Source organism: Rhodoferax lithotrophicus (genome assembly GCF_019973615.1).
GTDB classification, from domain to species: domain Bacteria; phylum Pseudomonadota; class Gammaproteobacteria; order Burkholderiales; family Burkholderiaceae_C; genus Rhodoferax; species Rhodoferax lithotrophicus.
In genome coordinates, this window is sequence record NZ_AP024238.1 from 1,414,101 (window position 1) to 1,428,999 (window position 14,899).

General features: G+C 61.4%; 12 protein-coding genes. 10 read left to right on the top strand and 2 right to left on the bottom strand.

All coding sequences use genetic code 11. The features are described from left to right. Positions 1–18 precede the first annotated feature (18 nt). The 10 genes from LDN84_RS06565 (at position 19) to LDN84_RS06610 (ending at position 12,445) form a co-directional block, all read left to right on the top strand. Positions 19–1,773, top strand: a complete 1,755-nt coding sequence (locus LDN84_RS06565) for a serine hydrolase domain-containing protein (protein WP_223910098.1) — start codon at positions 19–21, stop codon at positions 1,771–1,773. A 2-nt stretch (positions 1,774–1,775) separates the two neighbouring features. Then, positions 1,776–2,435, top strand: a complete 660-nt coding sequence (locus LDN84_RS06570; RefSeq protein ID WP_223910102.1) for a hypothetical protein — start codon at positions 1,776–1,778, stop codon at positions 2,433–2,435. 610 nt (positions 2,436–3,045) lie between these two features. Further along, positions 3,046–3,744: a hypothetical protein gene (locus LDN84_RS06575; protein WP_223910105.1), complete on the top strand. Its 699-nt coding sequence runs from the start codon at positions 3,046–3,048 to the stop codon at positions 3,742–3,744. Positions 3,745–3,816: 72 nt separating this feature from the next. Then, a complete protein-coding gene (locus tag LDN84_RS06580; protein ID WP_223910107.1) occupies positions 3,817–4,476 on the top strand; it encodes a response regulator in 660 nt (219 codons plus the stop codon). Next, positions 4,473–5,894, top strand: a complete 1,422-nt coding sequence (locus LDN84_RS06585; RefSeq protein ID WP_223910110.1) for a sensor histidine kinase — start codon at positions 4,473–4,475, stop codon at positions 5,892–5,894. Before LDN84_RS06580 ends, LDN84_RS06585 begins: the two co-directional genes overlap by 4 nt. Before the next feature lie 85 nt (positions 5,895–5,979). After that, the gene (locus LDN84_RS06590) at positions 5,980–7,368 is read left to right on the top strand and encodes an NAD(P)-dependent oxidoreductase (RefSeq protein WP_435405943.1); all 1,389 of its coding nucleotides are present in this window, start codon (positions 5,980–5,982) and stop codon (positions 7,366–7,368) included. Between the two features lie 15 nt (positions 7,369–7,383). Beyond that, on the top strand, positions 7,384–8,688 hold the full coding sequence (preA, locus tag LDN84_RS06595; protein ID WP_223910116.1) for an NAD-dependent dihydropyrimidine dehydrogenase subunit PreA: 1,305 nt from the start codon (positions 7,384–7,386) through the stop codon (positions 8,686–8,688). A gap of 99 nt (positions 8,689–8,787) precedes the next feature. Next, positions 8,788–10,230 carry a dihydropyrimidinase gene (gene hydA / locus LDN84_RS06600; RefSeq protein WP_223910119.1) on the top strand — a complete coding sequence of 481 codons (1,443 nt, stop codon included), beginning with the start codon at positions 8,788–8,790 and terminating at the stop codon, positions 10,228–10,230. Between the two features lie 615 nt (positions 10,231–10,845). Beyond that, complete coding sequence (locus LDN84_RS06605; protein WP_223910122.1) at positions 10,846–12,102, top strand: Zn-dependent hydrolase; 1,257 nt, start codon at positions 10,846–10,848, stop codon at positions 12,100–12,102. A 73-nt stretch (positions 12,103–12,175) separates the two neighbouring features. After that, positions 12,176–12,445, top strand: coding sequence for a KTSC domain-containing protein (locus LDN84_RS06610; RefSeq protein WP_223910125.1), 270 nt, complete (start codon positions 12,176–12,178; stop codon positions 12,443–12,445). Between the two features lie 39 nt (positions 12,446–12,484). Here the strand turns inward: LDN84_RS06610 and LDN84_RS06615 are convergent, their stop codons facing one another. Continuing rightward, positions 12,485–13,459: a lipase secretion chaperone gene (locus tag LDN84_RS06615; protein WP_223910128.1), complete on the bottom strand. Its 975-nt coding sequence runs from the start codon at positions 13,457–13,459 to the stop codon at positions 12,485–12,487. Positions 13,460–13,469: 10 nt separating this feature from the next. Then, positions 13,470–14,387, bottom strand: a complete 918-nt coding sequence (locus LDN84_RS06620) for a lipase family alpha/beta hydrolase (protein ID WP_223912807.1) — start codon at positions 14,385–14,387, stop codon at positions 13,470–13,472. Positions 14,388–14,899 lie beyond the last annotated feature (512 nt).

Sequence of the window (14,899 nt, forward strand, 5' to 3'; positions counted from 1 at the left end):
GGCTACACATTCACCTTTATGAAACTGCTCTCTCTTGTGCTTTGCATCGCAACCCTGGCCGGGTGTTCATCGGCTCCGACGCGCCCGGCCAGCGTCGCGCGTGGCGATCTGGCCGCAACTCAGGCCTATGTCACCCGCTTGGTGCAGCACGACATGGCGCAAGACAAAGTCACCGGCCTGAGCCTGGCCCTGGTGGATGACCAGCGCATCGTCTGGGCACAAGGCTTTGGTTTTGCCGATGTTGAACAAGGCATGCCTGCCAGTGCTGACACCATTTACCGGGTGGGCTCGATTTCCAAGCTGTTTACCGCGACCGCCGCCATGCAGTTGGCAGAACGTGGTTTGCTCGACATCGACAAACCGGTGAAGATCAAGTCGCCCGAGACGATCACACCGCGCCAGCTCATGACCCACCATTCTGGGCTGCCGCGAGACCGGCTCAAAGGCTTTCAAACGCCCCAGCCCCAGCCGTTTGCCTCGTTGCTGGACGACCTGACTGGCGAGCCCTTGGCCTACCCACCTGGTCAGGTGTTTTCCTATTCCAATGTCGGCATTTCCCTGCTGGGAACGGTGCTGCAGACCCTCAGCGGCACAGCGTTTGCCCAGCACATGCAGCAAAGCGTGCTGACACCGTTGGGCATGGCACACTCAGCGTTTGAAACCGGTGTCTCCAACTCCCCCTTGATGGCCAAGGGCTACCGGGGGCGTGAGGCTGTTCCTGAAACGCCTTTGCGCGATGTACCGGCAGGCGGGCTCAATGCCAGCGTCAACGATCTGAGCCGCTTCATGGCCATGGTGTTTGCCGATGGCCGGTCCGGCACGCAGCAGGTGTTGAAGCCCGAAACCGTGGCCGAGATGCTGCGGCCCCAAAACAGCGCCGTGCCGCTGGATTTCAACTTTCAGACCGGTCTGGGCTGGATGCTGAGCACCCTGGGCTCATCCACGCTGGAAAACGCCGGCCCGGTGGCTCACCATGCCGGTGCCATCGGCATGTTTCGCAGCCAGATGTACCTCTTGCCGAAACACAAACTCGGCATCGTGGTGCTGGCCAATTCCGCCACCGCCACCCGCGTGGTCGACCACATTGCCACCGAAACACTGGCGCTGGCGTTGGAGGCCAAAACCGGCATCACCCAGCCCGCCCACGTCAAACCCGCCTGGGCTGACGCGCCCTTGCCCGCCGCAATGCAAAGCGCCCATGTGGGGCACTACACCACCTTTGTCGGGCCGGTGCACATCCGCGCTGATGGCGGCGATTTGCGCGTCAACGCCGTGGGGCATGACTTCAAACTGCGCCCGCGCAGCGACGGTTTACTCGGGCTGGACTATGCCCTGCTGGGCCTGGTGTCGCTAGACCTGGGCACGTTAAGCGAAATCGGCTTTTCACGCCGCACGGTGGCTGGCCGCGACCTGTTGGTGGCCCGCGTGGGCACACAAGACATGCTGGTCGGCCAGCGCATGGAGCCCCCCGCCAGCCTGGGTGCCTGGCAACAGCGCCTGGGGGATTACGACATCAGCAACCTGGGGGATGACCCCAAGGTGGCGCAACGCATTCGTTTGATCGAAGAACAAGGGTTTCTGGTGCTTGAAATCACCCAGGTGGACGAGCCCGATCAAGCCGTTCGTGCGGTGCTAAAACCGCTGTCAGACACCCAGGCGCTGCTGCTCGGGCCGCTGGCCGACAGTGGCGAAACGGTACGCAGCGTCACCGTGGACGGTGTGGAACAACTGGCTTACTCGGGTTATCTGGCCAGAAAGCGGGCCCAGCACTGAGCATGCGGCATCCGGCAGGGTTTGTGATCGGCAGTGGTCTTTTGTCGCAGCAGCGCCTGCTTGGGGCTGTGCTGGCATCCGCCGTGTTGCACGGCGTGTTGTTGAGTCAACTCACCCCCACAGCGCGGCCTCAACCCGAGCCTGAACCCATCTCCCCCGTACTGATGGCCCATTTGTGGTTGCCTGCGCCGACATTGAGGCCACCGCCACCAGAGATGCCCACCACACCCGCTGAGCGAAGCACCTCCGTGAAACACGCTGCACCCCGTACCGCACGCCAGCCACCGGTCAACGTGGCCGATGTGCCGTCTACCACTGCGCTGCCCGCTGACACCCACTCCCCCGAGCCGATGCAGCCCCCGCCATCCTCTGTCCCGACAAGCCCCGCCACGGTTCGACCGCTGGACCTGTCCCCGCAGGCGCTGGGTCAGGCGGTGCGGCGTAACGCCACCCCCAGCCTGGCCCAAGTCGCCCGCGAGCAACTGGGCAGTGAGCCCGCTTCTGCGGCGACCAGATTGGGGCAACACATGGCCGCCGGGGCTGTGCCAGACTGCCTTCACAATGCACCGGAGGGCGAGGGCAAACCCAGTCCAGTCGCCATCGGCGGGCTGTTGGCCCTGCCATTTGTGGCCTACGCCGCCATGACGGGCAAATGCAGGTAGCACTGGGTTGTATGTAAAACAGGGCTCTAACGCTTATGAATCAAGCGCAAGCAACTATTAAATTGGGAGTGATCATGAAAACACCAATGGGCCAGGTCTTGTATTGCGACCGGCCGATGCCACCGGCAGCTACAGTCTCAAAGAAATTGGGCAAGCTTTCGGTCTGAACTAAACAACGGTGAGTCTGGTGGTGCGGGCGGTGGAAACTGAATCGGAGGAGGGGTGAAATGAAAATTGCTATGAATCAAAGAGCTTTGTGCGCATTATTAACGGGCGTTACATGGGCTTTTAGTACTCATGCATTCGCTGTCGGGGTGAATGAAGATGTTGCAATACAAGACCTGACCCCAAGGTCCCAAGGTCCCAAGGTCCCAAGGTCATTTCGCCAGAAAGCGATGCACCGACCGTCGCGCTGACGGATTTACCAGCGGCCTATCAGGAACTGCTGACCGCAGCACAAACCGAACTTCAACCTCAATCAGGAACCCTCGATATGTTCGTAGACCTTCCCCCCGATAGCCCCAATGCCGCACCGATCGTGATGGTGGCTGCGGCTAAGCAAGCCCAGAAACCCGCCGCAGCCATGAGAACGGTTGGGGTTTGCACACCGATGGCAAATCTTCCTGATGATCCGGCATTCGGTAGTCAAACAATTGATTTTGAGGCGGTTGCGGTCAACTATCTGTTTGATTACGAAAAGGTAAACCTGACTAAGCAATCTGCAAAAGTCACACTATTACAGCTCCCTTCTCACGGACAGTTGACGGGGGGGGATACATATAAACCCGCCCGCGGCTTCTTTGACGGTCAAGACCAAGTCTCCGCACTCGTCGAACTGGGCGGCTATCAAGTCAAGGTGATCTACTTCATCAAAGTCCAACCCGAGGGTACGGGGGGGATTCCCAACGACAATGACGAACTTATCAAAAAATTCTGTGGCCCCAAAGGCCGGGTTTGGAAGATATCCACTACTACACCGGCCCTGCAATCGCTCATTGGTGACAACAGCGGTTTTGTCGCGGATGCATCGCCCTACCTACTGAACTCCTTCGCCGTCACCTTCGGCGATCTGACTGGCACCGCTGTTGGCACAACCACCGGCCAAGGCCCCACCGCCCAAATCACCCTGGACACCACCGCAGCAGGCCACGGCTGGTACGTCGCCCCCCCCGACCTACCCACCAGCAGTGCGCTGCTCTCGCAAAAGCTGGTGTCAGCCACTCCCACCCAGCAAAACACCGGGTTTTCTCTGTGCCTGCCTCGTATATTGACAACAGTGCCACAGAGCTGGACGAGCAAATGCAGGTAGCACTTGGCTATATGAAATAGGGCTCTAGCGCTTATGAATTAAGCGCAATAAGCTATTCAATTGAGAGCATTCATGAAAATATTGTTGATCGAAGATGACCTGGATCTGGGGGCCGCCCTGCAGCGGGCACTGGAGCAGGCCCACCTGCCCTCGGTCTGGGTGCGCCGCCTGGCTGATGGCATGGCGCAGTTGCAAGCCGATGAGCTGGACTGCGTGCTGCTCGACATCAACCTGCCCGACGGCGAAGGTTTTACCCTGCTGGAACACCTGCGGCGCAGCCAGCATGCGGTGCCGGTCCTGGTCATGACCGCCCGCGACGCGCTGGATGACCGCTTGCGTGCCCTCAACGGCGGCGCGGACGATTACGTGATCAAACCCTTCATGCTGCCGGAACTGATCGCCCGCATCCATGTGGCGATTCGCCGCTCGGCCGGTCAGGCCGCCAACGCCTGGCAAGTGGGTGCACTGGCGATTGACCCGCAGCAGCAAACCGTGGCGCTCGGCGGCAGCGCACTGGCGGTGACGCCGCGCGAGTTCGCCATCCTGTGTGAACTGGCCCGCCAGGCCGGGCGGGTGGTGCGGCGTGAGCAACTGCTGCAACGGGTCTGGTCTGGCGACGAGGAACCCAGCGCCGGGGCCCTGGAATTTCAGATCCACGCCCTGCGGCGCAAGCTCGGGGCGGAGGCCATCCGCACCGTGCGGGGGGTGGGTTACCTGATGCCACGGCCATGATCAGCTTGCGCAAACTGCGCCAACCGTCCCTGTTCAAACGCTTGCTGGCCTGGCAGGCGCTGGTGATGTTGCTGGCGGTGGGGACCAGTTTTGGCTGGAACGTCTGGCAGGCTTACCAGCCCAAAACCGGTAGCATCGACCGCAGTCTGTTCCTGCTGGCCGAAGCGGTGGCCCGCTTTTCGGCGCTCAACCCAAGCCCGGCACACACCAGCGCCGTGGCACGCCAGGTCAAGCAACTCAACAAGGACAACGCCACTTTGCCCACGCAGGACACCGACTTTGCCTGGCAGGTCTGGACGAGTTCGGGGCAATTGCTCTCCAGCGACGGCATGGCCCAGACGTTTGCCCTGAGTCCGCCCGGCAGTCTGGTGGTCGGCATCCGGCATGACATCGGTGACTGGCGGCTGATGGCGGCCCAGAGCCCGGACGGCCAGGTCTGGGCCGTGGTGGGGCAAACCCGGGCGTTTTACAGCCAGCTTGATGCGCTGGTGCTGCGCCAGATGGTCACCATCCCCCTGGTGTATGTGACCGTCTTGGTCATCGCCCTGTGGCTGGCCACCTGGCGCGGCCTGAAACCTTTGCAGCACCTGGGCCAGCGCATTGCCCAACGCGATGCCGGTAGCGGTGAGCCCCTGACCGATGCGGCACACGACCCGCTGGAGCTGCAACCCATCACCGCCGCGCTGGATGCCTATGCGCTGCGCGAGGCTGAGCTTCGCGCCACCGAAAAACGCTTTTTTGCCGATGCCGCTCACGAGCTGCGCACCCCGCTGGCCGTGATTGCGGCGCAGGCCCATGTGCTGGCGCAGGAGCGTGATCCGAGCCGGTATCCTGACATGCTGCACACCTTGCAACACGGGGTGCAGCGTGCGGGCGATGTGCTCTCCAAGGTGCTGACCCTGTCACGGCTGGATGCTGCTCCCGCAGGAATGACGTTGGACACCACCACCCACATCGACCTGGGCGAGTTGCTGCGAGAACGTGTGGCCGAACACACACCCCGGGCCATGGACTGCGGGATTGACCTCGGCCTGCTGGACGGCCCCAGCGTGCCAGTTGACGTCAACGTGTCGCTGCTCAGCGTGGCCATGGACAACCTGATTGACAACGCGCTGCTGTATTGCCCGCCCGGTAGCCACGTGGATGTGTCCTGGGGCCAGCAAGACGGTTATGCCTGGTGGGCGGTGGAAGACGACGGCCCCGGCATCGCCCCGGCGCAGCAGGCTTTGGTGTTTGAGCGGTTCGAGCGTGGCACGTCTTCGCAAGATGTGGCCGGCAGCGGTCTGGGCCTGGCCATCGCCCGCGAGGTGGCGGTGAAACACGGCGGCACGCTGCGGCTAGACCTGTCAGCAGCTGGGCACGGCTGCCGGTTTGTGATGACGCTGGCAGGGCAGGCGACTCAAGCAACACCACACTAGGGCTAACCCCTACAGACGTTCTGGCACGTGGCTTGCTAGCATCGTTTCCATGAATCTGACCAAATGGTCAAGTTCTGATCTTCAGATGTCCGCCACCCACCCAGGAGTTGTCAACGTGACCCATTCACTTGCACCCGATGTTCGCGCCGCCCGCCTGAGCGCGGCCGACTACGCCCAGCGTTTTGCTGATGCCACCCCGCGCCTGAGCGCGCCGCAAGCCGTGCTGGAGGCCGAGCGCTGCCTGTACTGCTTTGACGCGCCTTGCGCCACCGCCTGCCCGACCCACATTGACGTGCCCTCGTTCATCCGGCGCATCAGCGACGGCAACCTGCGTGGCGCGGCCCGCGCCATTCTGGAGGCCAACCCGCTGGGCGGCATGTGTGCCCGCGTCTGCCCGACCGAGAACCTGTGCGAAGCGGTGTGTGTGCGCAACACGCAAGAGGGCCAGCCGGTGGCGATTGGCCGCCTGCAACGCTTTGCGGTCGATGCCTTGATGGACAGCGCCAAGCCGCAGCTCTTCAGCCGGGCACCTGCCACCGGCAAGAAAATTGGCGTGATTGGTGCTGGCCCGGCCGGTCTGGCCTGCGCCCACAGCCTGGCCAAGCAAGGCCATGAGGTGACCATTTTTGATGCCCGCCCGAAAGCCGGTGGCCTCAACGAATACGGTCTGGCCAGCTACAAAACGCCCGACCAGTTTGCCCAGGCCGAGGTGCGCTGGCTGCTGGACTTGGGTGGCATCACCATCCGCACCGGCTGGAAGTTGGAGACCGCCGATCAGTTTGAGGCCCTGCGCCGCGAGCACGATGCCCTGTTTCTGGGCATGGGCCTGCCCAACACGCACCAACTCGGCGTGCCGGGCGAACACCTGGGGGGCGTGCAGGATGCCATCGACTTCATCGCCACGCTGCGCCAGACCGAGAATCTGGCCACGCTGCCGATTGGCCGACGCGTGGTGGTGATTGGCGGCGGCATGACGGCGGTGGACGCCGCCGTGCAGGCCAAGCTGCTCGGTGCGCAAGACGTGCACATGGTCTACCGGCGCGGGCCGCAGGCCATGTCGGCCTCGAAGGCTGAGCAGGAGTGGGCGCAAACCAACGGGGTCACCATCCACCACTGGCTGGCGCCGCAAGAGATTGTGGCCAACCGGGTCGATGCCAGCCATGTCGGCGCGGTGCGTTTTGCCCGCCAAAGCCTGCAAGACGGCAAGCTGAGCCCCACCGGTCAGACCGAGTACCTGGAGGCCGACATGGTGTTCAAAGCCATCGGCCAGCACCTGGGCAACCCGCTGCTGGCGCAAGTCGGCTTTGCGCTGGAAGACGGGCGCATTGCCACCGATGAAGCGGGCCAGACCAGTCTGCCCGGTGTCTGGGCCGGGGGCGATTGCCGGGCCGGGGGGCTGGACCTGACGGTCGAAGCCGTGGCCCACGGCATGCAGTCGGCGCAAGCCATCCACACCCACCTCATGAACCCCTGAACCGGAGCGCACCACATGGCGAACCTGCACACCCATTTCGCGGGCATTTCAAGCCCCAACCCGTTCTGGCTGGCCTCTGCGCCGCCCACCGACAAAGCCGTCAACGTCATCCGCGCCTTTGAGGCCGGCTGGGGCGGCGTGGTCTGGAAGACCCTGGGCGAGGCCGGGCCCGCCGTGGTAAACGTCAACGGCCCGCGCTACGGTGGGCTGATGAGCCCGGACCGTCGCCTGACGGGCTTTAACAACATCGAACTCATCACCGACCGCGACCTGGAAGTCAACCTGCGCGAGATCAAAGAGGTCAAGCGCGCCTGGCCGGATCGCGCCGTGGTGGTGTCCCTCATGGTGCCGTGCAACGAGGAGGCCTGGAAAGCCATCCTGCCACGAGTGGAAGACACCGGCTGCGACGGCATCGAGCTCAACTTTGGCTGCCCGCACGGCATGAGTGAGCGCGGCATGGGCGCGGCGGTAGGCCAGGTGCCCGAATACATCCAGATGGTCACCGCCTGGTGCAAGCAGTACAGCAAACTGCCGGTGATCGTCAAACTCACGCCCAACATCACCGACATCCGCCTGCCGGCACGCGCCGCCAAAGCCGGTGGGGCCGATGCGATAAGTTTGATCAACACCATCAACTCCATCATGGGGGTCGATCCCTACAGCCTGAGCATGGTGCCCAGCACCGGCGGCAAGGGTTCACACGGCGGCTACTGCGGCCCGGCGGTGAAACCGATTGCGCTCAACATGGTGGCCGAGATTGCCCGAGACCCCGCCACCGCTGGCCTGCCGATTTCGGGCATAGGCGGCATCAGTACTTGGCGCGACGCTTTTGATTTCATAGCACTTGGCGCAGGCAATGTGCAGGTCTGCACCGCTGCCATGGTCTACGGCTTCAAGATCGTGCAGGAGATGATCGACGGCTTGTCCAACTACATGGACGAGATGGGTTTCACCAGCATCGAAGACTTCCGGGGCCGCGCCATCCCCACGGTGAGCGACTGGAAATACCTCAACCTCAACCACATCACCAAGGCGGTGATCGACCAGGACAAGTGCATCGAGTGCGGGCGCTGCCACATTGCCTGCGAGGACACCAGCCACCAGGCCATCATGGCCACCAAAGACGGCCAGCGCCACTTTGAGGTGAAAGAAGAGGAATGTGTCGGCTGCAACCTGTGCACCCTGGTCTGCCCGGTGCCCGAGTGCATCACCTTGCGCAACCTGGCCCCCGGCGAAGTGGATCTGCGCACCGGCAAGACCGTGTCGGCAGAACACCTGGACTGGACGATGCACCCCAACAACCCGGCGCGTGCGGCGTAATATCCACCCTTTCCCATCGCCACACACCTGTTTTACATATAAAACAAGCCTATAGCCCTTATTTAACCTGCGCAAGCAGCTATATATTTAGGAGTAATCATGAGCAGTATCCTGATCCAAGGCGGCACGGTGGTCAATGCCGACCGCGCCTTCAAAGCCGACGTGTTGACCCAAGACGGCAAAATCGTCGCGGTAGGCACTGACCTGCAAGCCCCGGCTGGCACCACCGTGGTCGATGCCGGTGGCCAGTATGTGATGCCTGGCGGCATTGACCCGCATACCCACATGCAACTGCCCTTCATGGGCACGGTCACCATGGACGACTTCTACACCGGCACGGCTGCGGGCTTGGCCGGCGGCACCACCAGCATCATCGACTTCGTCATCCCCAACCCGCAACAGCCGCTGCTGGAGGCCTACCAGACCTGGCGCGGCTGGGCCGAAAAAGCCGCCGGTGATTACAGCTTTCACATGGCCATCACCTGGTGGGACGAGTCGGTGAAGCGCGACATGGGCACCTTGGTGAATGAAGAAGGCATCAACAGCTTCAAACACTTCATGGCCTACAAAAACGCCATCATGTGTGACGACGAAACCCTGGTGAACAGCTTCAAGCGCTGCCTGGAACTCGGCGCCATGCCCACGGTGCACGCCGAAAACGGCGAACTGGTGTACCTGCTGCAAAAACAGGTGGCCGAGATGGGCATCACCGGCCCCGAAGGCCACCCGCTGTCACGCCCACCGATGGTTGAAGGCGAGGCCGCCAACCGCGCCATCGCCATTGCCGATGTGCTCAACGTGCCGATCTACGTGGTGCATGTGAGCTGCATCGAAGCCGCTGAAGCTATTTGCCGTGCCCGCGCCCGTGGCCAGCGGGTTTACGGCGAAGTGCTGGCCGGGCATCTGATGATTGACGACAGCATCTACCGCCACCCCGACTTTGCCACTGCGGCTGCCCACGTGATGAGCCCACCGTTCCGCCCCAAGGGGCATCAGGAATATTTGTGGCGCGGTTTGCAAAGCGGCAACTTACACACCACCGCCACCGACCACTGCACCTTCTGTGCCGCGCAAAAAGCCGCGGGCAAGGACGACTTTGCCAAGATTCCGAACGGCTGCGGTGGGGTGGAGGAACGTATGGCCGTGGTGTGGGACGAAGGGGTCAACACCGGCCGCTTGACGCCCAGCGAATTCGTCGCCGTGACCTCCGCCAACACCGCCAAGCTGTTCAACCTGTACCCGCAAAAAGGCAGCGTCAGCGTGGGCGCCGATGCCGATCTGGTGGTCTGGGACCCGGCAGGCAGCAAGACGCTGTCAGCCAAAACCCAGTTCAGCAAGGGTGACTACAACGTGTTTGAAGGCCGCACCGTCAAAGGCATCCCGAGCCACACCCTGAGCCAGGGCAAGCTGGTGTTTGTGCAAGGGGATTTGCGGGCTGAGCGTGGGGCGGGGCGTTATCTCAAACGCCCGGCGTTTGGTTCCAACTTTGCGGCGGCGAAGTTGCGCTCTGAGGTGCTGACCCCGACGGCGGTGAAGCGCTGAGTCTTTGAGTTTGTTCAATGCGTTTTGCTGATTTTGGTTTGGGCGACGTTTTGCGGTCTGCCAGCAAGCCGGGTCTCGCCCCGGCGGGCGACTCACTTTCTTTTGCTTCGCCAAAAGAAAGTAAGCAAAGAAAAGGCGAGCCCACTGTTTGCGTCCCTTCGCTACGCTACGGGCAACCTGCGGTGCTCGCTGCAGGTGGGGGCCCGCTCGAACTCGCTACGCTCAAACAATCGCGTGCCCTGATCCACCTGCAGCTGCGCTCCTCGGCGCAACCAGAAGGGCCAGAGGGACAAAGAACAGCCAAATCCAAACGGCTCGTGGCGTGGTGCGCCACTTCGCCCCCAGCACGAGCGAAGCAAAGTGCCGCAACTCTCCCCGCCGTTGAGGCAGGGCTGAGCAGCGCAGCAGACTGCGGAAAAAGGGCTGGCGATTGTCTGAGCGAAGCGAGTTCGAGCCAGCCCCCGCAGTCTGCGAGCAGCGCAAGGAACCGCGTAGCGGCCCTGCCGTCGGCTCGCCTTTTCTTTGCTTACTTTCTTTTGGCGAAGCAAAAGAAAGTGAGTGGCCGCCGGGCCACCCCGGCTTATCCCGAATACTCACCCACAGGAGAAAACTGACATGACCACCACCCAAAAAGACATTACATCCCTGCGCATCAATGGCCAGCGCCTCTGGGACTCCTTGATGGAACTCGCCAAAATCGGCGAAACCCCCAAAGGCGGAGTCTGCCGCCTAACCCTCACCGACCTCGACAAACAAGGCCGCGACCTGGTCACAAAGTGGGCGCGTGAGGCAGGCTTATCCGTCACCATCGACAAAATCGGCAACGGCTTCATGCGCCGCCCCGGCCGCAACAATGCCTTGCCACCCATCGTGACCGGTAGCCACATCGACACCCAACCCACCGGCGGCAAGTTCGATGGCAACTACGGTGTGCTCGCTGGCCTGGAAGTCATGCGCACCCTGAACGACCACGGGATTGAGACCGAAGCCCCGGTCGAGGTCAGTTTCTGGACCAACGAGGAAGGTTCACGTTTTGTGCCGGTGATGATGGGCTCGGGCGTGTTCTCCAAAACCTTCACGCTGGAGCACGCTTACGCCGCCAAAGACATTGACGGCAAAACCGTGGGGGAAGAACTGGCGCGCATCGGCTACATCGGTGAGCAGGAACCTGGCGACCACCCGATTGGTGCTTTTTTTGAGACCCACATCGAACAAGGCCCGGTGCTCGAAGACAACGACGTGACCATTGGCGTGGTGCAAGGCGTGCTGGGCATCCGCTGGTTTGACTGCACCGTCACCGGCATGGAAGCCCACGCCGGCCCGACCCCGATGGCGCTGCGCAAGGACGCCATGCAGGTGTCCACACTGATCATGCAAGAGGTGGTGGCCACGGCCATGCGCCACCAGCCCCATGGCCGTGGCACGGTGGGTATGGTGCAGGTGTTTCCCAACAGCCGCAACGTGATTCCGGGCCGGGTCAAGTTCAGCATTGATCTGCGCAACAGCACCGACGCGCTGGTTGACCAGATGGCCGACGAGGTGAAAGCCTTTGCCGCCAGCCAGAGCGCCAAGACCGGCCTGAATGTTCAGATCGAGCTGGTGTCGAGCTACCCAGCCCAAGCCTTCCACGACGACTGCAAAAACGCCGTGGCCAGTGCGGCGGCCAAGCTGGGATACAGCAACATGCCGGTGGTCAGCGGTGCCGGGCACGACGCGGTCTACATGGCCAAGCTCGCCCCCACCGGCATGATCTTCATCCCCTGCAAGGACGGCATCAGCCACAACGAGATCGAGAGTGCCACGCCCGAGCACATTGCTGCCGGGTGCAATGTGCTGCTGCATGCGATGCTGGCGCGGGCGGGGGTGGCTTAAGGCGGAACAACATGTTCAGGTCACGTAGACTGAGCGCTTCATTTCCTGTTGCTCTTCCAGTGAGACCTGAAACATGCCCTCCAAAACATTCACAAGTGGCCGCATCAGGACGGCCAACTACGACACCACATCCAAACAACTCGACCTGCATTGGGACAACAAGTCCGTGCTGGCCTACAAGCATGTTCCAGAAGAGGTGTACCGTCGGCTTTGCAGCGCGCCCAATCCGGCAACGTATTGGGAAGACCGCATCGCCGAGGAGTATCCGAAGGGCACACCGATGAAATCCAGTGTTTCAGCGGATGGAGCCAAGAAGTTCAGCGATTTGTGGGGTGACAACTGAGTGTTGCGCCGTGGCCGCTCATTGACGCAATGTGCAGGGCTACTCGTAGGCAGCCAAGCGGGGGCGTTCTGCCTCGGTGAACAAGCTTTGTTGCAACTGGGTCAGGCTGGCTTGTCGTTCGGACTCGGTTGCATTCGCATTGGCCTTTAGCAGTTTGGTGCGCTCATCGCGGTAGTGGGCAATGCGGTCCTTCCACGCGGCCTCTTCCCGATCCACATCCGCCAAACGAGTGGCAGCTTGGGGATCCAGTTCTTTGGCCCGCATGCGGTAGATGTCGTCCTCGCTGGCACCTCGGGCACGCATGTCCGTGGCTTGTTGCTCGATACGCACCACCAGGTTGCTGGCCTCACGCTCAGCGCGCAGGGCAGCAGGAAGGGACGCATCCAACGCGGTGAGCTGTTGTTTCTTTTGTTCGACATTCAGGGCTGGGTTCTGGCTGATCTCAAGGCGGGCTATGGCATCCCTGTCGTAGGCATCTTCAAAACCGAACATGCCCTGATTTTCATCAGCGCTGAAGTGGTGGGCACGCAAGTCTTGCACCGCCAGCATCCGGCGGCGAATTGCTGCTACAGCACTGCCTGAGAGATCTGGCTTGTCTTCCAAACCGACAAGATCACGCTTGAATGCAATGTACCGATCCAGCAGTTGCTGGGCTTTTTGTGCCTGGGGGGCAGGTAGTCGCCGCGGCAGTTCGCTGCGGATCTGGGCCGTGATGGCCTCGACACTCTGCTCACCCACGGTGCTCAGGTAGTAGTCAAACAAACGCCTCAGTTCGCCGTAGGCCAAGGCGCCTGATCCCTCGGTGTCACTGCTGCTACGCGGGGGCTGCAAGTCGCCATCGGGCAAGGTGCCCTGCAAGGATCTGGCAAATGGCTTTGGCCCGCCAGTCTGCGCCTGCGCGGCCAAAGTAACTCCCGTCCGTTGATCGCCTTGTTGCCAGTACAACAGCCCTGTCGCCACCAGGGCCAATGCGCATAAACCCAGCAAGACGCGGGCAACACTGAGGTGTCGCATAGACACTTGCCTACAGGCCCAGACCTTTGAGTCGGTTGGCCTGCTGGCGGTACAAGGTCACCGGGTTGGTTTCAAACAGGTTGACCAGACCCACGGTCTGATTGACTTCGTCCAGATGGTTCATGGCGTAGTTGTCCCGGATGACGCGCCCGAGGTGGGATGAGCAGCTGGACACCAGGCCATCGTTCTTCGCACCCCCAAAGGCCAACGAGGTCAGCAGCAGGGGCGCATCAATGGGGTCGAGCACATTGGTGTAGGGCTGTGTACCGCTCCAGGAAAAGTAGTACACACCACGGGCCATGTAGTCGCCTTCACCACAGGCGGTAGTGGGCACACCCTCAGGATGAGCCGCATTGAATTTCAACGAACCGGCGGTGCTCAGTGACTCGGCTGCTGCCAGCGAGTTCTGGCTCAGGCCTGACCCGCCCGAGAGAAAGTTGATCATCGTGGCCAAGCCATTGGTTGCCGATAGAAGCATCGATCTGGTCAGCGATCCGGGCGGGGCCACGTTCAGCAACAGGTCTGCCACGGCAGAGCCCTTGTTCACACCGCCGATGGAGGTGACCGATGCCACCAAGTCTGGCCGCACGGAAGCCACATAGCGGCTGGTGGGGCCGCCATGGCTGTGGCCCATCAAATTAACCTTGGCTGCGCCTGTGACCGCCAGGATTTGTTTGACTTGCGTGAGCAACTGCTCACCACGCACTTCGGTGCTGTTGGCCGCCGACACCTGGGCCACATACACCTTGGCACCGTCAGCACGCAGGGCCGAAGGAACACCATACCAATAGTCCACCGGGCCAATGTTGTCAAAGCCAAACAGACCGTGCACCAGCACGATAGGATAGTTGGTCTGGGTGTAACCCGCAGCGAAAGAGGTAGCGGGAAATAGAACAAGGGCTAGCAGACAGGCACCTAGCCAAGTCATCACGGTATTTTTCACAGTTGTCTCCAATAGGGCTGCGTAGCCCTTGAGTTAGAAGGAATTTGGATTTAACGGAACTGCGACCTCTTGGATGCTGCTGCGGTCGCTGGCTGATCAGGTGCCGATTGCTTGTGTCAACCGGCTTGAATCATAAAAAGCACGGTCGTACTTTTTATGTAATGTTATGTCGCGTTTCCGGTTTTGTCATGCTGGAAAACCCGTATGTAGAAAACCTGGGTGCAGGTACGCACCACATACATCGTTCGGATGTTCATTCACTCAGAAAGCTTTCTTTTCCCATTAACAATGGGCCATGTATCAGTTAGCTGTTGAAAGCGGGGTTTTCCCAGTGGCGGGGTTGAATGGTCTCCTTGGGGCAGAAGCAATTGCAACAGCGCTAATTCAGAAATAGCCTCTTTTAGGCCTCCAGAGCATGTACAGTAAGTGCTGGCAGCTCCTTTTTTTAAGGATAAATCCATGACCACCACCGACATCTCCACCCTGCGCATCAACGG